Origin of the sequence: Arthrobacter sp. IK3 (assembly GCF_051337705.1) — a bacterium.
In the GTDB taxonomy this organism is placed as follows: Bacteria; Actinomycetota; Actinomycetes; order Actinomycetales; family Micrococcaceae; genus Arthrobacter_B; species Arthrobacter_B koreensis.
Genome location: NZ_JBPPSW010000004.1, coordinates 48,183 through 68,846 on the forward strand (window position 1 = coordinate 48,183; position 20,664 = coordinate 68,846).

The following is a 20,664-nucleotide window of genomic DNA, read 5'->3' on the forward strand; positions in this document are numbered from 1 at the left end:
CGGGAGTCTCAATTTGAGACGGCGCTGCCTCCCACGGGTCAGTCCTGCGGGTTAGTCTCGGGAGACGATGTTCAAGGAGGGCGGCAATGAGGCCGGACCACGGCAACACTCTTGTTCCACCCCCGGGCGGAAGCGGGGGCAGGCAGGACTCCTCCGGTGCGCGGCGGTTGCTGGCGTCCTGGAAACGAAGCCAGGAATACGGTGTCTCGGCCGAGAGCGTGGATCCGGCCTGGGCCGGTGACATACCGGACGACTCCCTGTTCTATCAGTGTGGGCAGGAAGTACTGGCCGGGCTCCACCAGTCCCTGGCAGATGAGCCCCTGAGCCTCATGCTGACGGACGCGGACGGACTCGTCCTCAACCGGTTCAGCGGCGATCCTTCCCTCCTGAGGGCCCTAGACCGCGTGTACCTGGCTCCCGGCTTTGCGTTCTCCGAGCGGGAGGCCGGAACAAACGGTCTGGGACTGGCCCTGGCCGACCGCGTTCCCACCTTGGTCCGTGCCGATGAGCACTACAGCGCCAGCCTGCGGACCTACACCTGCGCGGCGGCGCCGGTACTGGACCCTGTCACCGGCGCTCTCGAAGGCAGCGTCAACATCACCACATGGTCCAAAGCCTCACCCGGATTGTTGGTGGCCTTGGCCCAGTCAGCGGCAGTGAACACTTCCAATCTGATGTCCAGCAGGTCTCACCACGGTGGGCAGCCGCTACGGCAGCAGGGCGGGGTGTTCCGTGTGCAGCGTCCCCGGCTGGAACCCGCCTCAGGGACAATGCGCGCGATGTCCGTCGCCTGGCTCAGCGCACTCGAGGAGGCCACGTCCGCCCTCGCAGCAGGGAACGTTGTCTCCGCCGTGGGCGAGCCGGGAAGCGGCCGGGCCACGCTGCTTGGACAAGCGCTCCGCCAAGCCCGGCCGACCAGCCGTATCCTGTGCGCTTCCGTGCCTGCACCAGACCTGGTCGAGGACTGGCTGGCGCTCTGGACACCGGAGCTTTCGAAACCGGACACCGCCATCATTCTGGAGAACGCGGACTTCCTCCCTGAGTGGGCGGCGGGTGAGCTCGCCGGACAGGTGCGCAACATCCTGCGGTCCCGGAAGCAGGACCATCAGTCTGCCTCCGGCGCAGCGCCTTCACTGCTTTGGGCATTCACCGCCGTGGACCTAGGGAACATCCCGTCGGACCTCACGCACCTTGCCGCCCACGTTGTACCCGTTCCGGCACTCCGGGACCGGAGCGTGGACGTGATGCCGCTGGCGCGGTTCGCGGCCCGCCAGACGAGGCTGCGGGAGCTGGACTTCACCCCGGCGGCTGAACGCGCGCTCACCGGCCATGACTGGCCGGGCAACGTGGATGAACTGATCCAGGTAGTCCACGCTGCCGCTCTGGTGACGGAAACCATCGACATCCGGCATCTGCCGCCGGAACTGCTAGGAGGGTCCGGCAGGAAACTGAGCAGGATGGAAACGTTCGAACGTGACGAGATCTGCAGGGTCCTGGCACGGCCGGGCACCTCTGTTGCCGATGCCGCCTCAGAGCTGGGCATCAGCCGTGCCACCATCTACCGGCGTCTCGCAAAGCTTGGGATTGATCCGCGGAATCAGGCAGCGACGCCGTGAATCCGCTGCAGTGAGCGCCGGGCGTGGCTGAGCAGGGTGAGATGCCGCGACGCGTCAATGGAACAGCGTGCAGGTAAATGTCCGTCCCGTACCATTGCGCCCTAAGAGACGAATAAAGGGGACCTCTGTCATGCCGCACTACGTAGTTCTGCAGGTCATTCTGAAGGAAAAGTTCATGGGAACCGGGTCCGGGAACCTGACGTCCCTGGAGCAGGCCATTAACGACCAGGCCGCGAAAGGGTACCGGCTGCACACCGTGACCACCGCAAGCAGCGGCAGCAAGGGATTCGGTGGCGGGGACCGGATCCAGGCGACCATGATTTTCGAGAGCCTGGGCTAATCCAGGCTCCGGGAATGGCCGTTTCCTTCGAGTGCATCACCCGGACCACTCTGCCCAAGGGTGAGTTGTTCGACCGTGCGCGGAGCATCGACGCCCACAAAGACTCGATGGCGCGCTCCCGCGAACAGGCGGTTGCAGGTGTGAGGACGGGCCTCATATCCCTGGGCGAGGACGTCACCTGGCGGGCCTGGCACTTTGGCGTCCCGCTCAGGATGACGAGCCGCATCACCGCAATGGAAGTCCCTGACTTCTTCGTCGACGAGCAGGTTAGAGGACCGTTCCGGCGCTTCCGGCACCGTCACGAGTTCACCGAAGATGCAGCGGGAACCGTCATGGTGGACCGCATCGAATTCGAGGCACCGTTCGGCCCGCTTGGCCGGCTGGCTGAGAAGCTGGTGCTGGCCCGCTACCTCCGGAACCTTATCGAAACCCGGAACAGGTTCCTGGCCGCTTCCGACCGAACTCCGGATCCGTAGGGCCCCGGCGCGGACAGGGAACCAGTAATCTTCCCGCCGCGGATGGCAGGGGTTTGGTCACAGGGAGGTCGACCAGAAAACCAGGACGCCGGCAGCAGCTGTCAGCGCTATGACAGCCGCAAGCCCTCGGCCTGCAAGCGAGTACTCAGGGTTGTTCCCCCACCTTCCCACTCCGTGGAAGACGATGACCAAAACACCGCATAGGCACGCCACGCCACCGGCCAAGGCTGCGAGGGGCGCAGGGTGCATGCCGGCTGCGGCCACGGCAATGACCCCGGCAGCCAGGAGAAGGACGCAGCCCACGAGCGAGGCCCTGATGAACCGGCTGACGGCCCGCCGTGAAGGGTGGCCGGTCGAGGTCTGAAGTTTCATGCGACGGCGCCGGCGATGTGCCACCCGGTGGGGTCCCGCAACAGCAGCATCCCAAAGCCAGTGAGGAGAATCGCCAGTGTCCAGGACTGGCGCCGCCACCAGCTGGTTCCACGCCACACCGTTGGATGATTTTTAGGATCCATGCGGGTGGATTAAACCCGAATATGCGGCGGTGGAACAGAGAGACGGGGCCTAGAACAGCGGCCAGGGAACCGCGGGCATGCCGCCGCTCGGGCCGGGGAACACCGCGGTCGTTCGCAGCCGCGCACAGCGCGCGGAAAGCGCCTCAATCTCCTCGGGAGTCAGCAGTTCCGCCAGCTTCCCGCCGAGCTCACCATCCAGGGCAGTGAGAACCCGGTCGATGCCGGCGAGCTCTTCCTCGGTCAGCTTCTGGCCGGTCCAGCCCCAAAGCACGGTCCGCAGCTTGTGCTCGGCATGGAGGGTGACTCCGTGGTCCACGCCGTACCGGTGCCCGCCGGGCATGGCCAGGACGTGGTTGCCTTTGCGATCGGCATTGTTGACGACGACGTCGAACACCGCCATCCGCCGCAGCGCAGCGGTGTCTTCATGAATGAGGGCGACGATCTGCCCGGCCTGGTCCTCTCCCTCCAGCACGAGCTTGACCCCGGACGCCGGGACGGCTTCCAAGGGCACCAGGTCCACCGCGTCCTGCTCCGGGTCGGTTTCCCGCCAGAGCTGGACCATGCCTTCGCCGAGGGGGCCGTTCCGCAGCCAGGTGCGGGGGACGATGTTCCAGCCCAGCGCTTCGGAGACCAGGTAGGCCGCGGCTTCGCGGTAGGCCAGGCACCCGTCGGGGAAGTCCCACAGCGGTTTCTCGCCCGCAATGGGTTTATACACAACCGCCGCGTCGCCGATGCTGCCCAGGAACGTGGCGTTGGACGCCGTCGTAATCCGCCCGGTGAGCGTCAGCTCATCAGTGAGCAGGTCCGGCTCCGGCATTAGTTTTCGGGCAGGGCGCAGGTGTGTCCGTCTGCGTCGATCGGCTCGCCGCAGATCACGCAGATGGGGCGTCCGGCACCCACCACTTCCCGGGTGCGCTTGGCGAAGGCGCGGGCGGTGCCCACCGGCATCCGCACGCGCAGCACCTCGGAAGCATCGGCGTCGTCCGGGTCTTCGAGCAGCCCGTCCTCGTCCTCATCAACTTCCTCGATCGGGTACGCCTCGATGACCACCTGCGAGGTGGTCGGGTCCCAGCCCAGGCTCATGACGCCGGCGCGGAACTGTTCCTCCACGGCGTCGAGATCGTCATTGTCCACCAGTTCAAGCGGAGTGTTCGCGGGAACGTGGAAGGGGTTGCCGTCAACGGTCATGAGCTGGTCGAGGATCTCGTCGATCTTCTCCGCCAGCTGGGCCGCCTGCAGTTTTTCCATGGCGATGCTGAGGATCTGTTTTCCAGTCCGCACCTGGAGGTAGAACGTGCGCTGCCCCGGGACGCCGACGGTGCCGACGACTACGCGGTCAGGCCAGTCGAAATCGTGAACGGTTGTAGGCATAGGTCTACTCTAGGCTTCTTGCGCCGGTGGTGCCGCGTGTCCCGCGCCACCACCCACCGGAGCATCGCCGTGGGCCTGGACGGCGGCGAGCCAGGAAAGGTCCCCTGCGTCGGTGTTGGACGCATGCACGGTGGGACGTCCGGTGCCGTAGCGCACGATCGAAATGGACGCCGGCCCGACGTCGATGCGCTGGAACATGTCCAGGTGCATCCCAAGCGCGTCCGCGAGGACAGACTTGATGATGTCCCCGTGGCTCACCGCCGCCCACACTGCTCCCGGACCGTGCTCGGCTTCGAACGCGGCGTCGTGGCGCCGGATGGCAGCAACCGAGCGGGCCTGCATTGCGGCCATGGACTCACCGCCCGGAAATGTGACCGCTGACGGCTGCGACTGCACCACCTTCCACAGGTCCTCCTTGGCGAGGTCGGCGAGGGTTTGGCCCTGCCACTGGCCGTAGTCGCATTCGGTGAGGCCGGCGTCGACCGGCGCGTGCGGCGTGCCCTTTTGGCGGTCCAGGATGAACTGGGCGGTTTCCCGGCAGCGCTCCAGCGGACTGGACACCACGCCCACCAGGGGAACGACGGCGAGCCGCTCGCCCGCCGCTGCTGCCTGCGCCCGGCCGGCCTCGTCGAGGCTGACACCGGGGGTGCGGCCGGCCAGCAAACCGGAGGCATTCGCTGTGGTGCGGCCGTGCCGCACGAGGATTACTGTCGCCATGCCCCCCAGCCTAGTTGCCCTGTTCGGCGGCTACGCCCCCTAGTGCTGGGCCTTGAACCCCTCGTTGCTCCCATTCAGGCCCTCCGCGAAGTTCGAATAGCCCATGGTGCGCGGATCGGAATGGTCCTGGCTGCTGCTGCCGTCCGGAACGTCCTCGCCGAGGTTCTCCATGAGATTCGCGGCGGCGTTCTCGAGTGCATTCCTGGGTTCGGCTTCGGAGCCCTTCGAATTCATGTCGGTCACAATGCATCCTCTGATTCGACTATAAGTAGACTTACATTTCAACATTAGCCACAGTGGCAAGCGCTGGCCAAACGGTCCCACGGGCACGTCTCACCGGGTGCCATACCGGGAACGCCGACTGCCGGCCGCACCACGATGGCACTGACGGAGCACGGGGTCCTAGACTGGCCACGCGTGAACCGAGCCGACCGGAGGAGCATCATGGCCACCATCGCCGAGAACATCGTCCAGACCCTCGCAGCCAACGGGATCCAGCGGATCTGGGGTGTCCCGGGGGACTCCCTGAACGCGGTGACCGATGCGGTCCGCCGGCAGAAGGACATCGAATGGATGCTCACCCGGCACGAGGAGGAAGCCGCGTTCGCCGCCGCCGGGGAGGCCGCGCTGACCGGGGAACTTGCGGTCTGCGCCGGCAGCTGCGGGCCCGGCAACATGCACCTGATCAACGGCCTTTACGACGCGCACCGGAGCCGCGTCCCCGTCCTCGCGATCGCTGCGCACATTCCCACCGAGGAGATTGGCAGCCAGTACTTCCAGGAGACCCGGCCCACGGAACTCTTCCGCGACTGTGCCGTCTTCTGCGAAATGGTGCTGAGCCCGGAGCAGATGCCGCGGCTGCTGGAGATCGCCATGCGTACCGCCATCGAAAAACAGGGCGTCGCCGTCCTCGTGCTCACCGGGGACACGGCGTCGCAGGACGCCGTCAGCGACCGGGTGCCCGAGGTCCGGCGCTCCACCCCGGTGACCGTTCCCTCGCCGGCCGAGCTCCAGGAAGCAGCGGACACGCTCAACTCCTGTGGAAACGTGACGATCCTTGCCGGCGGCGGAGTCGAGGGCGCCCGGGAGGAAGTCCTCGCGCTCGCGGACGCACTCGGGGCGCCGATCGTTCACGCCCTGCGGGGCAAGGAATTTATCGAATGGGACAACCCGTTCGACGTCGGCATGACCGGCCTGCTCGGGTTCGCCTCCGGATACCGGGCGATGGAAAGCTGCGACGCGTTGCTCATGCTCGGCACGGATTTCCCGTACCAGCAGTTCTATCCGGAGAAAGCGAAGATCCTGCAGATCGACATCCGCGGCGAGCAGCTTGGCCGCCGGGCACCGCTGACCCAGGGCATGGTGGGCGGAGTGCGGGAGACGGCGGCGGCGCTGCTTCCGCTGCTCGAACGGAAACAGGACCGCACCCACCTGGAGAAGTCGCTGGACCACTACCGGCGCACCCGCGCCCAGCTCGATGACCTGGAGAAGCAGGGGCCGGGCCCCATCCACCCGCAGCACCTCACGCACCTGATCGACGAGCTGGCGGATGAGGACGCGGTCTTCCTGCCCGACGTCGGCACTCCGGTTATCTGGGCCAGCCGCCACCTGCAGATTGGACCCCGACGGCGGCTGATCGGCTCCTTCTGGCACGGCACCATGGCCGCGGCCACCCCGCTGGGCCTTGGCGCGCAGGCGGTGGACCGGAAGCGGCAGGTGGTGGTCCTCGCCGGCGACGGCGGCCTCGCCATGATGCTCGGTGAGCTCCTGACGGCAGTCCAGCACAAGCTGCCTCTCAAGATCGTGGTGTTCAACAACGCTGCGCTCAGTTTTGTGGAGGTGGAGATGAAAGCGGCGGGCATCGTCAACTTCGGTACCGGACTCGAGAACCCGGACTTTGGTGCGGTGGCGCAGGCCGTGGGGATGCACGGGGAAAGCGTGAGCCGCCCGGAGGACCTGGAGGGAGCACTGCGCCGCGCCTTCGCGCACGACGGGCCTGCGCTCGTTTCGGTTGCGGTAGACCGGCAAGAGCTGTCCATGCCGCCGAAGATCGACGCGAAGCAGGCCACGGGCTTTGCGCTTTACGCGCTGCGGACCGTGATTGCCGGAAACGGGCGCGAGCTCATCGACCTCGCCAAGGCGAACGCACGCCAGCTGCTCTGACCCGGGTTCCGGCGTCGTACCTCAGCCCGTGCCCACCCGTTCCTCGCGCCTGCGCCGGGCCCGTGCCGCGACGAAGAGCAGCGAACCGACCACCACGTAGGCTGCCGAGCCAAGCCAGATAGGTCCGGTCTGCTGGGTGAGCAGCACGATGCTCGCGATGATCGCCAGCACCGGCACGAACCTCGGTGCCGAGAAATGATCGTGGTCCACCTTGTCCTTCTTCAGGACGAGCACGCTGACATTGGCGGACAGGAACACCAGCAGCAGGAGCAGCACGGTGGTTTCCGCCAGTGAGGCGACGTTCCCGGTCAGGGTGAGGATGATCGTCAGGCCGGCGATGACCACAATCGAAACCCACGGGGTGCGGCGGCCCGGCAGCACGCGGCTAAAGGCGCGGGGGAGCAGTTCAGCTTCAGCCAGTCCGTAGCCCACGCGGCTGGCCATGACCATGAACAGCAGCGCCCCGTTGGCGATGGCAATCAGGGCGATCAGGCTGAACAGCCAGGGCGGAATTCCTACGCCGCTGGCGGCAACGACGTCGAGCAGCGGGCCGGTGGACTCGGCCAGATCAGCCGGAGGCACCACGATCACGGCGCCGATGGCGATGAGGAGGTACACCAGGCCTGCCGTGCCGATGGCTCCGAACAGTGCGCGGGGGTATGACTTGGACGGTTTGCGCACTTCCTCGGCCATGTTCGCCGCCGCCTCAAAGCCCAGGAACGAGAAGAACGCCACGATGGAGGCTGCGAACGCTCCTTCAAGGGGCGATATGTCCGGCGCGAACTCTAGGAGCCGGGAGGGCTCCCCGTTGCCGGAGGTGAAGACGACGCCGGCGACGAAAATGACGATGATCAGGCCGCTGACTTCGATGATTGACGCAATGAGGTTGGCGGTGAGTGACTCCCGCACACCGCGCAGGTTGATCAGGGTGAGCGCGATGATGAAGGCGACCGCTGCGGGAGCCGCAGGCACATCGATGAGTGCCGTCAGGTAGTCGCCCGCGAAGGCATTCGCGAGGGCGGCGGCCGTGGTGATTCCGGAAGCCATCATGAGGAAGCCGACGATGAAGGACAGATAGGGGATTCCGAAGGCCCGGTCAACGTAGCGCGCGGCGCCGCCGGCGTGCGGATACTTGGTGATCAGCTCCGCGTAGGTGGCCGCCGTGAGCATCGCGACCACGAGGGCGATCAGCAGCGGCAGCCAGATTGCGCCGCCGACGTCCGCGGCCATGGTCCCCACCAGGGTGTAGATGCCGGCGCCGAGGGTGTCGCCGACGATAAACGCGAACAGCAGCGGGGTGCCAACCGCCCGCTTCAACCCGGTTTGCGGTTCTGACGTGGCTTTATACGCGTCCTTTGTCATTGGGCTATTGGAGATCTTTTGCCGCCCCCGCACAAGAGGGGTTTGCGCCTTTCCGGAATGAATTTCGTCTTCAACGGCCGGTCAGCCCCTGCCCACGGTACAAACGTGTAGACGGGTTGTCCCGGTAGGCGACGCGGCTGCGCCTCCTCTGGCTCCGGTTCTGCCGGCTGGCTAGGGTAGGCGCATGGCAGCACTCCTTTCCCCCGACAACGAGGATTCCCGGCGCATTCAGGACAGCGACCTTGGCTGACGCAGGGGAATTCGCGCAGTTCGTTTTTGAGAACCGTTGAGCGGCGTAACGCAGAACATCTAAAATTTTCCGGGGCGGCCCGGTCATGCCTGAACTTTCTAGGGGATGATCCACATGACCGACTTCTTCACGGCTGAACCCGGCGAAACCGCGGCGCCGCTGCCTCCGGGTCCCGTCCTGTGTACCGGAACGGCGGGCATGCGCCGCATTCACCGGTTTTTCCTGTGGGCCTACGACGAAGCACCCGGCCTGGTGCGGTCCACCGCCTCCGGAGATGCCACCCGCGCCGCCTACGTGGGGGACGTGCTGGGCAACTTTGACCGGACCCTCCACATTCACCACGAGGGCGAGGATCTGCTGATGTATCCCCAGCTCGCCGGCCGGGCACCGGGGTGTGCCCTGCATATTGCCCAGATGCTGGAGCACCACCGGCAGGTGACTGAGCGCATCAACCTGATCGAGCCGGTTCGGCGGCGGTGGATGGAGACGACAGACGCCGGGACCCGGGAAGAACTCGCTGAACGTTATGAGGAGCTGTCCACGCTGCTGAAAGTACACCTGCGCCGTGAGGTCACCGAAGTGATGCCCGTGGTGGACCGGGTGCTGAGCGAAAAGGAAATGAATGCTGTGGGCCAGCACGGGATCGACCAGTTCGATAAGCGGTTCCTCGTGAGCTATCTCGGCATGGTGCTGGCCACGAATCCTCCCCAGGACCGCAGGGAACTGTTCAAGGAGATCCCCGCGCCCGTCCGGCTTGCCTACCGCGTGGTGGGACGGCGGATGTACCGGCGGCAGTATTCGACGCTCTTTCCCGGCCGCGAAATCCCGGCCACGCTTTAGGTCAAGTGCCGGTATTGCCCCGCCTGCACGTCCTGCGCGAGGGCTGCGAACATCTCGGTAATGTAGATGGCGGTGTCCGCATGCTGCGCAATCAGGTCCGCCCCGCTCCCGAGGGCGTCCCGGACCGGGGCCAGCGCGGGGGAGTTCGGGCCGGTGGAAGCGGCCTGCAGCAGTCCGAGCCGCGCTTCCCCGGAGATGTAGCCAAGTTCGAACAACACCCAGTGGAACAGGTGCATGAGGGCCGAGTCGCGGTCGAATCCGTCGTGGGTCCGCATGCCGAAGTCTTCCTCCGGGGTGAGCTCGAAGTCCCGGTGAAGTGCCAGGCCGAAGTCGGTGTAGAGCAGCCTGCCGTCCTGCACAAGGATGTTCCCGGGATGAACGTCAAAATGCTGAAACCCCTGGGCGTTCATCCAGGCAGTGGCTTCCAGGAGCTGGTCCACAATCCCCGGAAAGACCTCGGCCCCAAAGCCTTCCGTTACGCTTCGGCGGATCAGATCGCCGAGCGTGCCGGGCACGTACTCCAGGAAGAGCACCATGCTTTTGGATGCGGCTTTCATGGCGGAGATTTTGCGCTGGACCTCCGGCCAGTGCTGTCCCCACTGGCGGCGTGGAGCGTCGCCGTCGAACTCGCTGAGATCCGCCTCGCACGGCGCATCCAGGACACGCCAGCCGAGCAGGAGCGGAAAGAAATCCACCAGACCGGCCTGAACCCACCCGGTGGTGGCCTGATGGGCTGCGAGCTCCCGGCCCACGGCGTTGGTGGGACTTCCGATGCCGTAGTGCGAAACGAAGGGAAGCCGGAGCCGGCTTTCGGTAGAGCAGGGATCGGCTTCTTCGGCGCTGGTCAGCGGCAGCAGCTTGATAAAGACGATGGTGCCGCCCAGGCGCGCCGTCTTCGTGGTGCCGCCAATGCCTATGCCTACCGGATTGGCCCTCTCAACGAGCGTCCGTACACCGGAGTCGTCCAGCCCGGCGAGCGCCGAAGCGACGGCGTTGGCCTTGTGCACCCGAGCGGTCATTCAGACAGCCTAAGCCGAGATGGTCCGGCTACACCCCGAACCTCCGCCACTCGCCTTCGGAAACCACCTCGACGGCGCCGCCGACCACCCGGATGGCCGTCTGCTCATCAATGGCATAGGAGGGGACTCCGAGGCCCTCGGCCCACCGCTCCGCCTGGGCCATGGTGTTTTCCGGAAAAGCGTTCAGATGCGGAAAGACCGAAAACCCCACCACGCCCAAGGTTCGGTCATCCGTTGCGGACGGCCACTCAACAAAAGAATCCCCAACCCGCGGGGTCAGTACCATGCTCCCGGCACTGACCCCGACCCAGACAGTATCCTCCAGGGACGGCAGCACTCCGGCCAGTCCGGACTCTCGCATCCAGTGGCACAAGTACGCTGCATCGCCGCCCTCTACCAGGAGGACATCGGCTTCCCGGACCCACGGCACCCAGCGGTCCGCACCGACCGATGGCAGTGCCGTTAGTTCGAGGACGCCCAGGGAACCCCAGCCGAGTCCGGCAAAGCTCTGGGATCCGGGACCGGCTGCTACTGAGCGTGAGACTGACTCCGGACCGCACAGCGGATGCCCCCACTGCGCCGTCGGAATCAGGAGTGCGCGTGACTCGGCGATCGGCTTTCCGAGCAGGTCCTCCAGCGCCGAGCGGATGCTGGGATTCGTCACTCCTCCAGAGGTCAGCAGAAGTCTCATTGTTCTCCTCGGTGGTTCGCTACTCCGCCCCTAGGAGGCAGGAAGGCGGATGAGCATCGATGCGGTGACATAACCGGCGGGAAGTTTCGGGGTCGTATGGACCCGATGAACCATCTGTGGTCCACTAACCCTGCGGCCCGAGCACGGCGAGGGAGTGAAGCCCGCCATTCGGACCACAGACTCGCCGTCGCGGCCCGATCCAAAGGAGTCGTCATGTGTCGTTGGCTAGCGTATTCAGGTTCACCCGTACGGCTGGATGACCTTCTGTATAAACCGGCCAACTCTTTGGTGATGCAGAGCAAGCACTCGCGCCTGGGCGTTGAAACCACCAACGGAGACGGGTTCGGCGTCGGCTGGTACGGCACCGAACCGACTCCCGGCGTCTTCCACAGCACCGAACCCGCGTGGCATGACCGCAACCTGCGGGAGCTGGCAGCGCAGGCCTCGTCCCGCCGCGTCTTCGCGCACATCCGGGCCACCACCGGAACCGCAATCCAGCAAACGAACTGCCATCCCTTCCGGCACGGCAAGTGGCTCTGGATGCACAACGGCGTGCTCGGCGGTTTTCCCCAGGTCAAGCGTGACCTGGCCATGGCAGTGGATCCTGGCCTCTATCCGGAGATAGAAGGATCCACCGACTCGGAAATGTTCTTCTACCTCGCCCTGACCTTTGGCCTGGAGCAGGATCCGCGCGCGGCCGTCGCCGAGGCGGTGGGCTTCATTGAGGACGCCGGGCAGCGCCGCGGCGTGGAGCATCCGGTCCAAATGACCGTTGCGGCCACCGACGGAGAGACGACCTGGGCGTTCCGGTACTCCAGTGAGCGGAACTCGCGTTCACTCTTCGTCAGCAGCGACGTCGCCGCGCTGCAGGCGCAGTACCCGGAGCATGAACTGCTCGGCAAGCTTTCGGACGATTCCCGCCTGGTGGTCAGCGAGCCGCTGGGCGACCTCTATGGTGCGTGGCAGGAAGTGCCCGAGGCAACGTGCGTCGTCGTCCGGGGCGGCGAGCAGGAACAATACCCGTTTGAGCCCGCCGCTCCGGCCGTCGTTGCGGTCTGATCAAACCGTGGAAGCGCCGTAGCGTGCCAGGAACAACGCCTCGGTGAGCGCCATGTTCTCGATTTCGCTGGGTGCCACGCTTTCATTGGGAGCGTGGATCAGGGCCTGTGGCTCCTCCACACCCATCAGGATGATTTCCGCATTGGGATAGGTCTCCTGGAATACGTTGCACAGCGGGATCGAACCGCCCTGGCCGAGGCTCGTCATCGGGCGGCCGTAGGCCTCCTGGGCGGACGCAGCCAGGGCGTGGAACGCCGGCCCGTTCGTCGAAGCCTCGAAGGGCGACCCGGTTGCCTCAACATCCACGGCGACGTGCACGCCCCACGGTGCCGCCTTTTGCACGTGCGCGGTAAGGGCTTCCTGAGCAGCAGCGGGCGTCGTGCCCGGCGGGATCCGCAGGTTCAGCCGCGCCGCCGCCCGGGGGACGATTGCCGCCGCGGACCCGACCAAGGCGGACAGTCGATGCCGAGAATCGTGAGGGCCGGCCGTGACCACAGCATGTCCGAGACGCTGCCGTCCCCAAGCAGCGAAACGCCGTCGAGCACCCCCGCATCCCGGCGGAACTGCTCCGGATCATAGGCGGCGCCGGCCCAGCGGCGGCTGTTCTCCAGCCCGGTGGTCACCGTCGTGTTGCCGTGCGGATCGCAGAGGCTGCCGAGGATCGTCACCAGCGCAGCGAGGGCATCCGGTGCCGGTCCGCCGAACATCCCGGAATGTATCTCCGAGGTGAGCGCCTCAACCGTCACCACAACATTGACCATCCCGCGCAGGCTCACCGTGGCCGCCGGGGAGCCCACTGCCGCGTTGCCCGTATCGCAGACCAGGATCGCGTCAGCACGGAACAGGTCCGGATGGGATGCGACGAACGCCTCCAACCCGCCGGTGCCCTGCTCCTCGGAACCCTCGACGACGAGTTTGAGGTTAACCGGAATGTTCTCGCCCAGCGCGCGCAGGGCGGCCAGGTGCATCACGATATTGCCCTTGCAGTCCGCCGCGCCCCGGCCGTACCAGCGGCCGTCCACCTCCGTCAGCTCGAACGGGGGAGTCCGCCAGGCCTTGTCATCCAGCGGAGGCTGGACGTCGTAGTGGGCATACAGCAGCACAGTGGGTGCCTGCGGATCGGCGCAGGGCCGGGTCCCGAGAACCACCATGCTGCCGTCCGGCGTCTCTTCCAACCGCGCATCGGTGAACCCGGTCTGCGCGTACCTGTCCCTGACCCACTGAGCAGCCCGCTGGCACTCTTCCGGCGGAAACTGCCGGGGGTCGGCTACGGATTTGATCGTAACGAGTTCAGCCAGTTCCGAATGTGCCTGCGGCATCAGCTGTGCCACGCGTTCCCGTGGATCCATGGTCAGGTTCCCGTCACGTCGTCGGTCTTCAGGTCATCGATTGACGCCTTGAATTCATCCAGTTCGGCGGGGCAGTAGACCTCGATGATCAGCAGCTGTCCCAGGACCGCCCGGCGGTCCGAAATCACCGGCCTGGCGCCGGGGCCCGCGGCGCCGTTGGCCAGCATTGAGTTCAGGGTTGCCCGGCTGAGTGCCGCATTCGGGTTGGCGCAGGCCGCACCTCCGTCATCGCCCAGGATGCGGATCACCTGGTCCTTGTCCGGGGTGCGGACGCCGGCGGCCTCGACCGGCGTGATGAATCTGTCCGCCTTCTCCTCCGCTTCACGTGATTGCCGGGCGGCCCCGAAAGCGAGCACGGCCCACAGCCCCAGGCCGATGAGCAGTACCACCGCAACGATGTAGATCCAGGTGCGCTCGCGTTGAGGCTGATGTTCACCCGGTGTGCTCATGACTCCACCTCCGGCAGTGCGTCCTGTTTCAAGGAAGGCTTACGGGACCGGTAAAAGAGGAACGGCACCAGCAGGCCAAGGCCCAGGGCGCCGCCGCCGACAACCAGGACGTAGATCCCGGGATTGCCGGATGCGAACTGCGACGGCGGAATGAAGCCGACCAGCAGGGCCGCCAGGGAAGCGGCGAACCCCACGCCGCACCTGACATCATGGGCAGGTGGAATCCCAACCGGTAAGCCAGCCCGACCATCCCGCCGCCGTCCGAATGTGGCACGAATACACCGCCGCCCACCCGGAAGCGGTGGCCGCGTGCCCCGAGTACACCGTGGAGCATTTTGGGGATACTCGCAGGCTGGCGGACGAGCTCCTTGGGCACGTGCTCAGCGGACGGAAACGCGCGACGTCGGAACTCGCGGCCGATTTCCTGGGCCGGGGAGATTCGCTGCCCAGGATCGGGTCGCACTGGATCGCGTGTGACGGAACCGGAACGCCCCGGATCGTCCTGCGTACCACCGAACTGCGGCTCGGCCCCTTCACCAGCGCCGATGCAGCGTTTGCCCGGGACGAGGGCGAAGACGATCTCAGCCTGGAGAGCTGGCAACGTGAGCACCGCCGCTACTGGACACGCGTATCGGCGGCCCAGGGGCGGCAGTGGTCTGAAGCTGAAGACATCGTCTTTGAACGGTTCACCGTGGTGTGGCCGCCGCAGGCGTCAGTCCTGCAGGGAAGCCAGGAAGGTATCCGTCGCGGCGACGTCAGCCGGGTCGAAGGCGCTCACGCTGGCCATTAGCTCCGAAGCGCCGGTCCGTTCCAGCAGCGCTGCCAGCCGTTCGGCTGCCTGTGCGGGAGTGCCAACGACGGCGGAGGCCGGCCAGTTCCGCACAGCGGCGGCCTTGCGCGGGCTGGCAGTCTCCAGCAGCCGCTTCACTTCCTGCACAGGGCGCAGCGGCCTGAACTCGCCCACCTCCCGCGAGTCCGCGTGCGCCCATGCTTCAGGCAGCAGCAGTTCCCGGGCCCGCTCGGCGCTTTCCGCCACCAGAACCTCCGCCGAGGCGATCAGATACGGTTCCGGTGCCTCGGGCGTTGGCTGATAGTCGCGGAAGTAGCCCTCAATGGCTGCGGCGTCGTGGAGCAGCGGACCGCCCACGACGGCCGGCAGGCCCAGCCGGGCCGCCAGGGACAGGCCGTCCTTGATAGCCAGCAGGAACATTGGCGGGGGAGCGGTTTGCGGCCGGGCGGTGATCGCTGCCCGGCCCGACAAATAGTTCCGCACCTCGCTGACTTCGGCAGTGTATTCGCCGTCCCGCAGGAGCCGGCGCCCCAGCGCCTGGCGCACCGCGGGAGTGAAACCCAGGGACCCGCCCAGCCCCAGATCGATCCGGCCCGGATACAGGGATTCGAGCAGCAGTGCCTGCTCCGCTACGACGAGCGGGCGGTGATTAGGCAGCATGATCCCGCCGCTGCCGAGCCGAATGTGCCGGGTGCGCGCACCGATCGCAGCCAGCAGCACTGCCGGAGCAGAGGAGGCGATGCCCGGTACTCCATGGTGCTCTGCGGTCCAGAACCGCCGGAATCCCAGCGCCTCCGCCCGCACGGCCCGTTCCACGGTGCCGGCGATGGTCTCGGCATCTGACGCACCCGCGCGGCTGCGGGACCGGTCGAGCAGTGAAACACGCATCACGAGCCCCCGGACCCGGACCCGGACCTGGCCCCGGTATCCGGGACGCCCGCCGGGGCGGTGGATTGACGGACTGGATGCAGGCTGGTCATACCCGGGGCAACATGGGCGGGACGGGCGGCATTCCCGGCGCGCCCGGCGTCGTTCTCCGGCCCGGGGGCAGCCGGTTCCGAGCAGGGCTCAGCCACCCGGCCCCCGGTATGCCGCGGAAATCCTGTCCGCAAACCCTGGCAGCGAAGCGGTGAACGCCTCCGGGCCAAGAACGGTAAACGGCGCGTCGAAGCGCACCGCCCAGGACAGCAGCCCCGCCCAGGACCATGACCCCACCCGCACCCGGCAGGATGCCGCGGAGACTTCCTCCAGGTCGCCGTCGCCGATCCACGGCGCTATGGCGGACGCAGGCAGTTCGATGAGCAGTTCACCCCGGCACGGCCACGCATCTCCGTCCTCCGATCCCTTCAGCCGCGCCGAGAGAAAAGAGCCCGCGCTGCCGCCGGGGATTGGGCGCGGCACAAAACGCGCTCCCGCGGGGGACTTGGGGCCCATCCGGTCCAGCCGGTAAATGCGCCAGTCCGCCTTATCCAGGTCCCAGGCCACCAGGTACCAGCGGCTGCGGCGGGCAATTACGGCATGCGGTTCAACCCTCTTGGGCGGCAGCGCCCAGTCTTCGCCGTAGCTGAACCGAAGGACCCTCTGGTCCCTGGCCGCCGTGCTGACCGCTTCGAGGACAACCGGATCCACGCGGGCGGAGGTCCCGGCATCAGTGAACTGGATGCCCTCCACCCGGTGCCGCAGCCGTGAGGGCATGACCTGTTTCACCGTTGTCAGTGCCCGGGCAGCGGCCTCATCCAGAGCCACGCCGCTGGAGGGTGCGCTTTGGAGTGCGACGGCGATGGCCACCGCCTGCTCGTCGTCGAACAGCAGCGGCGGAAGGTCAGTTCCCGCTGCCAGGCGGTAACCGCCGTCGGGGCCTTTGACTGCCGCGATGGTGTAGCCGAGTTCGCGGAGCCGGTCCACGTCCCGCCGAACGGTTCGGACCGTGACGTCCAGCCGTTCGGCCAGGACCTGCCCCGGCCAATCCCGCCGGGACTGCAGCAGCGAGAGCAGGGCTAGCATTCGTGCGGACGTTCCGGGCATGAATTGAGTATCCCGGAAGAAGAGGACACATCCTGTCCGCTACCAGGTCCAGTGTGGATTTACGGCACAAAGGGTGCCGACTGAGAGGAACAGATCCCATGAGTATTTCCACCACAACCCACCTGAATTTCCGTGGCACCGCCGGCAAGGCCCTGGAGTTTTACCGGTCGGTCTTCGGCGGCGCCGTGACGGCAGCGACGTACGGCGACTTCGGCATGCCCCAGGAGGCTCCCGGTGCCGGCAAGATTGTGTTCGGCCAGCTCGAGACGGCTGACGGCTTCCGCCTCATGGCGTATGACATTCCGGGGCAGGACGACTCCGACGTTACCCGGACCGCAGGGACCACCCGGCGCGAAAACGGCACCACCATCACGGACCGCACGTTCTTCCAGTCCCTGCGCGGGCAGAACCTGGAGGAAGTGCGCACGCTCTGGGACGGCCTGGCCGACGGCGGCGAGATCATTGAACCGCTGGCCGCCTCCGCCTGGAGCCCCGGCTTCGGCATGCTCACGGACCGCTTCGGTGTCACCTGGGTGCTCGACGTCGAAGCGCCCTCTGCAGGCTGAGCAGGCTCGGGATCGCTTGGCGGCCCGTTGCGTGAGGACGGGGCGGGGCCGGCTACGGGCTGTCCGCGAAATGGATGCCCAAATCCATCCTGCCGGGTGCAATGTCCGCGCGGAGGGCGCGCGTGCCGCGGTAGTCGCCGTCGCGCAGGGCCCGGAAGCGCCTGGGCTTCTCGTCCTCCAGGAGCAGCAGCCGCTCCCGGAGCCGTTTGACCTCCAGCTCCGCGCGGGCAGGGTCCAGGTCATCGGCGTCGTACACCACGTGGAGGTCCAGGGTTTCAATGCCGGTGTACCAGAGCACGCCGTGGGTCAGCGGGAAAAGCAGTGATTCCAGGTCGCCGCTGATGCCGCGGGGCCCGATTGACCGTTCGTCTTCCCCGGCCGTGACGACGACGAGCGCCCGGCGCCCCGTCAGCCCGCCGTCGCCATAACGCCGGGGGACTCCGAGCTCAGGATCCAGGTCACCGTAGGCAAACCGGTCGGTGAGAATGCGGTCGAACCAGCCCTTGAGGATGGCGGGCGGGCCGTACCACCAGAGCGGGAACTGCAGGATCAGCAGCTCGGCTGCGGCGAGTTTGGCCTGCTCTGCCTGCACCTCGGGTGGCAGCTGGCCGGCCGCATAGGATTCCCCGGCCTGTGCGGCCAGGTTGCCTGGCACGCCTGCCAGATCACCGAGGTCGCCATCGCCCAGCACGGGGTCGAAGCCCTGCGCGTACAGGTCCGAGGTGGCTACCTCGAAGCGGGTGGACAAGGTCTCGACGCCTTCGCGGAAAAGGCGTCCGTTCAGGGACTCTGCGCGGGGGTGGGCGGTCACCCACAGGGCGCGTCCCGCGGTGGGGGGATGGGAGATGGGCATTCAGTCCTCCTGGGTGGAGCCGGTGGTGCCGGCGACGGCAAGCACCACGGAAGTCAGGGTGCTGCGGGCTTGGTCGGCAGAGATGCGGGAGGAGAGCGCCGAGCGGGCCAGGGCATCCCCGGCACCGACGATCGCCTGCAGCTGGGCAAGTCCGAGGGAGCCGGCGAACGGCTCCAGGGCAGTTCGGCACATGGCGAGGTAGGCGTCCTCAGCCTCCTGCCGGACTCCCTCCAGCGCTGCGAAACCGGAGAGGGCGGCAACGACGTCGGCCAGTTCCCGTCCTTCGGCGAGGCAGCAGTCGATATAGGCGCCGGAGACCAGTTCCGCTATGACGGGCAGCCGGGGTTCGGCCTCTGCGAGGGCGGCGGAAAGGGTGCTCCGCTGCCGTGCCTCGAACTCGCGGTACAGCTCCGCGAAGACCCCGGCGCGGTCGCCGAAATGGTCATACACAAGCGGTTTGGTCACCCCGGCCCGGTCTGCGAGCCGTCCGAGCGTGAACCCGTCAGTCCCCGCGTCCCGGATGAGCTCCCGGGCCATTTCCAGCAGCTGGACCCGGCGCTCCGGTTTGGACAGGCGGCGCCGCGGTGCTCGGGTCGATGGATTAGTGGTGGTCATTGGACTCCCGTTGCAAGTAAGTTACTATCCGTAACTTACCATTGGTAACTCAGAAGTTCCAGGGTTTCTCCGCGGCGTGCTGACGACGGCGCTCTAAGTCCGCTCTGCGCGGTCCCGGATGCCGCGCAGCATCCGTTCGGACATGAGGAAGCTGAGCATTTCCACGGGTTCTACCAGTGCTGCGGCCCATCCGGTCCGGTAGGCGTAGCGTTCACGGACCACGAGCCGGGTAGATCCGCCGGGCCGGGGCAGGAGAACGAAGGCCCAGGTGAAATCGTAGGGAACGCCGCCGCTCTGGGGGCTTGGGGAAACACCCGGCCCGACTCCGCCGCCCAGCACGAGGGCTCGTTCGCCGTCGAGCCTGACCACCGCGAGCCCGGCACCCGGCGCAAGATCAACAGTCTCTCCGAGTTCCTGAACCTGCAGCTCCGGCCGAATGGTTTCCGCGCTGTGAATACCCAGGCCAATCAGGTTCTCCAGCCAGTCATGGCTGTAAAAGCCGCCGCGGTTTTGCCCGAGCTGCGTCAGCCAGGGCCACACCGCCGACGCCGGCGCGGCGATGGAGATGGCGCGGGTCGCCGTGAGATCAGGCACGCGAAGCAGTTCGTCCCCCGGCAGGTCCATGGCACGCTCTGCCTCGGTGGCGCCCCACCGAAGGGATGCGCGGCGCAGCGCCAGTACCGCGGCGGCAGCACACGCGGCGGCCGCCGCCAGACCTGTCAGACGCCGTGTCCACCGCATGCGTCCCAATATTGCACTGGTGCAGAGGCAGGACAATATGGAAGTGGTCAGGGCTCCTGGGTTCCGGCCGTTACCCCGGTGAATGCCCCGGCCGCGCTGGAGCCTGGAAAGACCGTCTGCTTGACGGCGCTGTCCCCGGAGACTTCCCCGGATCCGGCGTAGTAGGAGCCCAGGTCTGGGACAGCCGGGTCATACGGGGCATAGAGACCGGGGGCGAGCGCCACTACCCGTCCGTCCGCCAGCTTGCCGGCGAGCCAGGCACCCGCACGGTAATCGATGGACGAAGCATCCACCACCAGCGGGTAGCCCGGGAACCGGGCGCCCACAGCGTCCGGGGATCCGAGATCCGCCCCGGCCGGGACACTGGCAGCAGCAGGCTCGTATGGTGCGCAGCGGCTCAGCAGCTGACCGGCGGCGGCGCTCCAGCCTTCGGGACTGAAGTAAACCGACCACCCCTCGTTGCTCTCCGCCACCTGCAGGGCGCCCGCCGTGCCAGAGGACAGATCAGTCAGCAGTGCGCCCAGATCCTCAGGAGCTGCATCGGCAGCGGCGAGGACTGTCTGGTGCAGCTTTTCCGTCTTTTCCGGCGTCGAAGGCTGGAAGCCGAACGTTCCGTCACTGATCCGCACCAGGCGAATGCTTTCGTAGAGCGGGCCGCTCCCGTCGGTGCCCATGAGCCTTGTGCAGGCCTGTTCCTCCGTGTCCTGCGCCGCGGGGGATACTGGTGCAGACGGCGTCGCGGACGGCGGCGGCGCCACGGCTTCCGGCGCTGCGTCAGCTGCCGCGCACCCGGTCAGGAGCAGCAGTGAAAGGGCAGGGATGGAGATGGCTTTCTTCATGGTTCCCCCGGACAGAGC

At 66.8% G+C, this 20,664-nt stretch carries 26 protein-coding genes; 8 read left to right on the top strand and 18 right to left on the bottom strand.

The window, feature by feature from the left end:
• Positions 1 to 86 precede the first annotated feature (86 nt).
• The 3 genes from ACSLGO_RS06650 (at position 87) to ACSLGO_RS06660 (ending at position 2,432) form a co-directional block, all read left to right on the top strand.
• Positions 87 to 1,616 carry a helix-turn-helix domain-containing protein gene (locus tag ACSLGO_RS06650; RefSeq protein ID WP_433122699.1) on the top strand — a complete coding sequence of 510 codons (1,530 nt, stop codon included), beginning with the start codon at positions 87 to 89 and terminating at the stop codon, positions 1,614 to 1,616.
• A 130-nt stretch (positions 1,617 to 1,746) separates the two neighbouring features.
• Entirely contained in the window at positions 1,747 to 1,956 is a 210-nt protein-coding gene (locus tag ACSLGO_RS06655) for a DUF4177 domain-containing protein (RefSeq protein WP_091608522.1), read from the top strand.
• A 14-nt stretch (positions 1,957 to 1,970) separates the two neighbouring features.
• A complete protein-coding gene (locus ACSLGO_RS06660; RefSeq protein ID WP_436400695.1) occupies positions 1,971 to 2,432 on the top strand; it encodes an SRPBCC family protein in 462 nt (153 codons plus the stop codon).
• A 57-nt stretch (positions 2,433 to 2,489) separates the two neighbouring features.
• On the opposite strand, the gene ACSLGO_RS06665 is transcribed toward ACSLGO_RS06660, so the two are convergent.
• From ACSLGO_RS06665 to ACSLGO_RS06685, 5 genes are all read right to left on the bottom strand, one after another.
• On the bottom strand, positions 2,490 to 2,804 hold the full coding sequence (locus ACSLGO_RS06665; protein WP_325787369.1) for a hypothetical protein: 315 nt from the start codon (positions 2,802 to 2,804) through the stop codon (positions 2,490 to 2,492).
• A 192-nt stretch (positions 2,805 to 2,996) separates the two neighbouring features.
• On the bottom strand, positions 2,997 to 3,764 hold the full coding sequence (locus ACSLGO_RS06670; protein WP_436400696.1) for an SCO1664 family protein: 768 nt from the start codon (positions 3,762 to 3,764) through the stop codon (positions 2,997 to 2,999).
• Positions 3,764 to 4,318 carry a DUF3090 family protein gene (locus tag ACSLGO_RS06675; protein WP_152275106.1) on the bottom strand — a complete coding sequence of 185 codons (555 nt, stop codon included), beginning with the start codon at positions 4,316 to 4,318 and terminating at the stop codon, positions 3,764 to 3,766. The genes ACSLGO_RS06670 and ACSLGO_RS06675 overlap by 1 nt, the downstream gene beginning before the upstream one ends.
• Before the next feature lie 9 nt (positions 4,319 to 4,327).
• Positions 4,328 to 5,035 (bottom strand): MSMEG_4193 family putative phosphomutase, encoded by a 708-nt coding sequence (locus ACSLGO_RS06680; RefSeq protein ID WP_400504951.1) that lies wholly within the window; start codon positions 5,033 to 5,035, stop codon positions 4,328 to 4,330.
• Positions 5,036 to 5,074: 39 nt separating this feature from the next.
• The gene (locus ACSLGO_RS06685; protein ID WP_325787364.1) at positions 5,075 to 5,278 is read right to left on the bottom strand and encodes a hypothetical protein; all 204 of its coding nucleotides are present in this window, start codon (positions 5,276 to 5,278) and stop codon (positions 5,075 to 5,077) included.
• A 201-nt stretch (positions 5,279 to 5,479) separates the two neighbouring features.
• Between ACSLGO_RS06685 and poxB the strand changes: the two genes are divergently transcribed.
• Complete coding sequence (poxB, locus tag ACSLGO_RS06690; RefSeq protein ID WP_436400834.1) at positions 5,480 to 7,198, top strand: ubiquinone-dependent pyruvate dehydrogenase; 1,719 nt, start codon at positions 5,480 to 5,482, stop codon at positions 7,196 to 7,198.
• 21 nt (positions 7,199 to 7,219) lie between these two features.
• On the opposite strand, the gene ACSLGO_RS06695 is transcribed toward poxB, so the two are convergent.
• Positions 7,220 to 8,560: an APC family permease gene (locus ACSLGO_RS06695; RefSeq protein ID WP_436400698.1), complete on the bottom strand. Its 1,341-nt coding sequence runs from the start codon at positions 8,558 to 8,560 to the stop codon at positions 7,220 to 7,222.
• A 364-nt stretch (positions 8,561 to 8,924) separates the two neighbouring features.
• Between ACSLGO_RS06695 and ACSLGO_RS06700 the strand changes: the two genes are divergently transcribed.
• The gene (locus tag ACSLGO_RS06700) at positions 8,925 to 9,650 is read left to right on the top strand and encodes a hemerythrin domain-containing protein (protein ID WP_436400699.1); all 726 of its coding nucleotides are present in this window, start codon (positions 8,925 to 8,927) and stop codon (positions 9,648 to 9,650) included.
• Here the strand turns inward: ACSLGO_RS06700 and ACSLGO_RS06705 are convergent.
• Complete coding sequence (locus ACSLGO_RS06705; protein ID WP_436400700.1) at positions 9,647 to 10,669, bottom strand: protein kinase domain-containing protein; 1,023 nt, start codon at positions 10,667 to 10,669, stop codon at positions 9,647 to 9,649. The genes ACSLGO_RS06700 and ACSLGO_RS06705 overlap by 4 nt on opposite strands.
• Before the next feature lie 28 nt (positions 10,670 to 10,697).
• The gene (locus ACSLGO_RS06710) at positions 10,698 to 11,360 is read right to left on the bottom strand and encodes a Type 1 glutamine amidotransferase-like domain-containing protein (RefSeq protein ID WP_436400701.1); all 663 of its coding nucleotides are present in this window, start codon (positions 11,358 to 11,360) and stop codon (positions 10,698 to 10,700) included.
• A gap of 213 nt (positions 11,361 to 11,573) precedes the next feature.
• Here ACSLGO_RS06710 and ACSLGO_RS06715 point away from each other — a divergent pair, with 213 nt between their 5' ends.
• Complete coding sequence (locus ACSLGO_RS06715) at positions 11,574 to 12,419, top strand: class II glutamine amidotransferase (protein ID WP_386887725.1); 846 nt, start codon at positions 11,574 to 11,576, stop codon at positions 12,417 to 12,419.
• Here the strand turns inward: ACSLGO_RS06715 and ACSLGO_RS06720 are convergent, their stop codons facing one another.
• Genes ACSLGO_RS06720 through ACSLGO_RS06735 form a run of 4 tightly spaced genes read right to left on the bottom strand, consistent with a single transcriptional unit; the run spans position 12,420 to position 14,411 of the window.
• The gene (locus ACSLGO_RS06720; protein ID WP_436400702.1) at positions 12,420 to 12,869 is read right to left on the bottom strand and encodes a hypothetical protein; all 450 of its coding nucleotides are present in this window, start codon (positions 12,867 to 12,869) and stop codon (positions 12,420 to 12,422) included.
• Positions 12,821 to 13,768, bottom strand: coding sequence for a M20/M25/M40 family metallo-hydrolase (locus ACSLGO_RS06725; protein ID WP_436400703.1), 948 nt, complete (start codon positions 13,766 to 13,768; stop codon positions 12,821 to 12,823). The genes ACSLGO_RS06720 and ACSLGO_RS06725 overlap by 49 nt, the downstream gene beginning before the upstream one ends.
• Before the next feature lie 2 nt (positions 13,769 to 13,770).
• Positions 13,771 to 14,217 (bottom strand): hypothetical protein, encoded by a 447-nt coding sequence (locus tag ACSLGO_RS06730; RefSeq protein WP_436400704.1) that lies wholly within the window; start codon positions 14,215 to 14,217, stop codon positions 13,771 to 13,773.
• Positions 14,214 to 14,411 carry a hypothetical protein gene (locus tag ACSLGO_RS06735; RefSeq protein ID WP_436400706.1) on the bottom strand — a complete coding sequence of 66 codons (198 nt, stop codon included), beginning with the start codon at positions 14,409 to 14,411 and terminating at the stop codon, positions 14,214 to 14,216. The genes ACSLGO_RS06730 and ACSLGO_RS06735 overlap by 4 nt, the downstream gene beginning before the upstream one ends.
• Before the next feature lie 71 nt (positions 14,412 to 14,482).
• Between ACSLGO_RS06735 and ACSLGO_RS06740 the strand changes: the two genes are divergently transcribed.
• Positions 14,483 to 15,007, top strand: coding sequence for an ASCH domain-containing protein (locus tag ACSLGO_RS06740; protein WP_325787416.1), 525 nt, complete (start codon positions 14,483 to 14,485; stop codon positions 15,005 to 15,007).
• On the opposite strand, the gene ACSLGO_RS06745 is transcribed toward ACSLGO_RS06740, so the two are convergent.
• Positions 14,930 to 15,895 carry an MsnO8 family LLM class oxidoreductase gene (locus ACSLGO_RS06745; RefSeq protein ID WP_436400708.1) on the bottom strand — a complete coding sequence of 322 codons (966 nt, stop codon included), beginning with the start codon at positions 15,893 to 15,895 and terminating at the stop codon, positions 14,930 to 14,932. The genes ACSLGO_RS06740 and ACSLGO_RS06745 overlap by 78 nt on opposite strands.
• Positions 15,896 to 16,075: 180 nt before the next feature.
• Entirely contained in the window at positions 16,076 to 17,032 is a 957-nt protein-coding gene (locus tag ACSLGO_RS06750; protein ID WP_325787353.1) for a helix-turn-helix transcriptional regulator, read from the bottom strand.
• A gap of 98 nt (positions 17,033 to 17,130) precedes the next feature.
• On the opposite strand from ACSLGO_RS06750, the gene ACSLGO_RS06755 reads away from it, so the two are divergent.
• The gene (locus tag ACSLGO_RS06755; RefSeq protein WP_152275095.1) at positions 17,131 to 17,598 is read left to right on the top strand and encodes a VOC family protein; all 468 of its coding nucleotides are present in this window, start codon (positions 17,131 to 17,133) and stop codon (positions 17,596 to 17,598) included.
• A gap of 52 nt (positions 17,599 to 17,650) precedes the next feature.
• Here ACSLGO_RS06755 and ACSLGO_RS06760 read toward each other — a convergent pair whose 3' ends face one another.
• From ACSLGO_RS06760 to ACSLGO_RS06775, 4 genes are all read right to left on the bottom strand, one after another.
• Positions 17,651 to 18,451 carry an NAD(P)H-dependent oxidoreductase gene (locus tag ACSLGO_RS06760; RefSeq protein WP_433122711.1) on the bottom strand — a complete coding sequence of 267 codons (801 nt, stop codon included), beginning with the start codon at positions 18,449 to 18,451 and terminating at the stop codon, positions 17,651 to 17,653.
• Entirely contained in the window at positions 18,452 to 19,066 is a 615-nt protein-coding gene (locus ACSLGO_RS06765; protein ID WP_193313283.1) for a TetR/AcrR family transcriptional regulator, read from the bottom strand.
• A 93-nt stretch (positions 19,067 to 19,159) separates the two neighbouring features.
• A complete protein-coding gene (locus tag ACSLGO_RS06770) occupies positions 19,160 to 19,807 on the bottom strand; it encodes an SRPBCC family protein (protein WP_433122712.1) in 648 nt (215 codons plus the stop codon).
• A gap of 47 nt (positions 19,808 to 19,854) precedes the next feature.
• Positions 19,855 to 20,646 (bottom strand): hypothetical protein, encoded by a 792-nt coding sequence (locus tag ACSLGO_RS06775; protein ID WP_436400709.1) that lies wholly within the window; start codon positions 20,644 to 20,646, stop codon positions 19,855 to 19,857.
• Positions 20,647 to 20,664: the final 18 nt, after the last annotated feature.

Bases quoted from the DNA above. Each gene is read 5' to 3' on its own strand.
- ACSLGO_RS06705 (WP_436400700.1), bottom strand. From the start codon at position 10,669: ATGACCGCTCGGGTGCACAAGGCCAACGCCGTCGCTTCGGCGCTCGCC.
- ACSLGO_RS06655 (WP_091608522.1), top strand. From the start codon at position 1,747: ATGCCGCACTACGTAGTTCTGCAGGTCATTCTGAAGGAAAAGTTCATG.
- ACSLGO_RS06775 (WP_436400709.1), bottom strand. From the start codon at position 20,646: ATGAAGAAAGCCATCTCCATCCCTGCCCTTTCACTGCTGCTCCTGACC.
- ACSLGO_RS06650 (WP_433122699.1), top strand. From the start codon at position 87: ATGAGGCCGGACCACGGCAACACTCTTGTTCCACCCCCGGGCGGAAGC.
- ACSLGO_RS06740 (WP_325787416.1), top strand. From the start codon at position 14,483: ATGTGGCACGAATACACCGCCGCCCACCCGGAAGCGGTGGCCGCGTGC.
- ACSLGO_RS06750 (WP_325787353.1), bottom strand. From the start codon at position 17,032: ATGCCCGGAACGTCCGCACGAATGCTAGCCCTGCTCTCGCTGCTGCAG.
- ACSLGO_RS06710 (WP_436400701.1), bottom strand. From the start codon at position 11,360: ATGAGACTTCTGCTGACCTCTGGAGGAGTGACGAATCCCAGCATCCGC.
- ACSLGO_RS06725 (WP_436400703.1), bottom strand. From the start codon at position 13,768: ATGGATCCACGGGAACGCGTGGCACAGCTGATGCCGCAGGCACATTCG.
- ACSLGO_RS06660 (WP_436400695.1), top strand. From the start codon at position 1,971: ATGGCCGTTTCCTTCGAGTGCATCACCCGGACCACTCTGCCCAAGGGT.
- poxB (WP_436400834.1), top strand. From the start codon at position 5,480: ATGGCCACCATCGCCGAGAACATCGTCCAGACCCTCGCAGCCAACGGG.
- ACSLGO_RS06770 (WP_433122712.1), bottom strand. From the start codon at position 19,807: ATGCGGTGGACACGGCGTCTGACAGGTCTGGCGGCGGCCGCCGCGTGT.
- ACSLGO_RS06760 (WP_433122711.1), bottom strand. From the start codon at position 18,451: ATGCCCATCTCCCATCCCCCCACCGCGGGACGCGCCCTGTGGGTGACC.
- ACSLGO_RS06695 (WP_436400698.1), bottom strand. From the start codon at position 8,560: ATGACAAAGGACGCGTATAAAGCCACGTCAGAACCGCAAACCGGGTTG.
- ACSLGO_RS06765 (WP_193313283.1), bottom strand. From the start codon at position 19,066: ATGACCACCACTAATCCATCGACCCGAGCACCGCGGCGCCGCCTGTCC.
- ACSLGO_RS06675 (WP_152275106.1), bottom strand. From the start codon at position 4,318: ATGCCTACAACCGTTCACGATTTCGACTGGCCTGACCGCGTAGTCGTC.
- ACSLGO_RS06700 (WP_436400699.1), top strand. From the start codon at position 8,925: ATGACCGACTTCTTCACGGCTGAACCCGGCGAAACCGCGGCGCCGCTG.
- ACSLGO_RS06665 (WP_325787369.1), bottom strand. From the start codon at position 2,804: ATGAAACTTCAGACCTCGACCGGCCACCCTTCACGGCGGGCCGTCAGC.
- ACSLGO_RS06755 (WP_152275095.1), top strand. From the start codon at position 17,131: ATGAGTATTTCCACCACAACCCACCTGAATTTCCGTGGCACCGCCGGC.
- ACSLGO_RS06670 (WP_436400696.1), bottom strand. From the start codon at position 3,764: ATGCCGGAGCCGGACCTGCTCACTGATGAGCTGACGCTCACCGGGCGG.
- ACSLGO_RS06730 (WP_436400704.1), bottom strand. From the start codon at position 14,217: ATGAGCACACCGGGTGAACATCAGCCTCAACGCGAGCGCACCTGGATC.
- ACSLGO_RS06745 (WP_436400708.1), bottom strand. From the start codon at position 15,895: ATGCGTGTTTCACTGCTCGACCGGTCCCGCAGCCGCGCGGGTGCGTCA.
- ACSLGO_RS06715 (WP_386887725.1), top strand. From the start codon at position 11,574: ATGTGTCGTTGGCTAGCGTATTCAGGTTCACCCGTACGGCTGGATGAC.
- ACSLGO_RS06680 (WP_400504951.1), bottom strand. From the start codon at position 5,035: ATGGCGACAGTAATCCTCGTGCGGCACGGCCGCACCACAGCGAATGCC.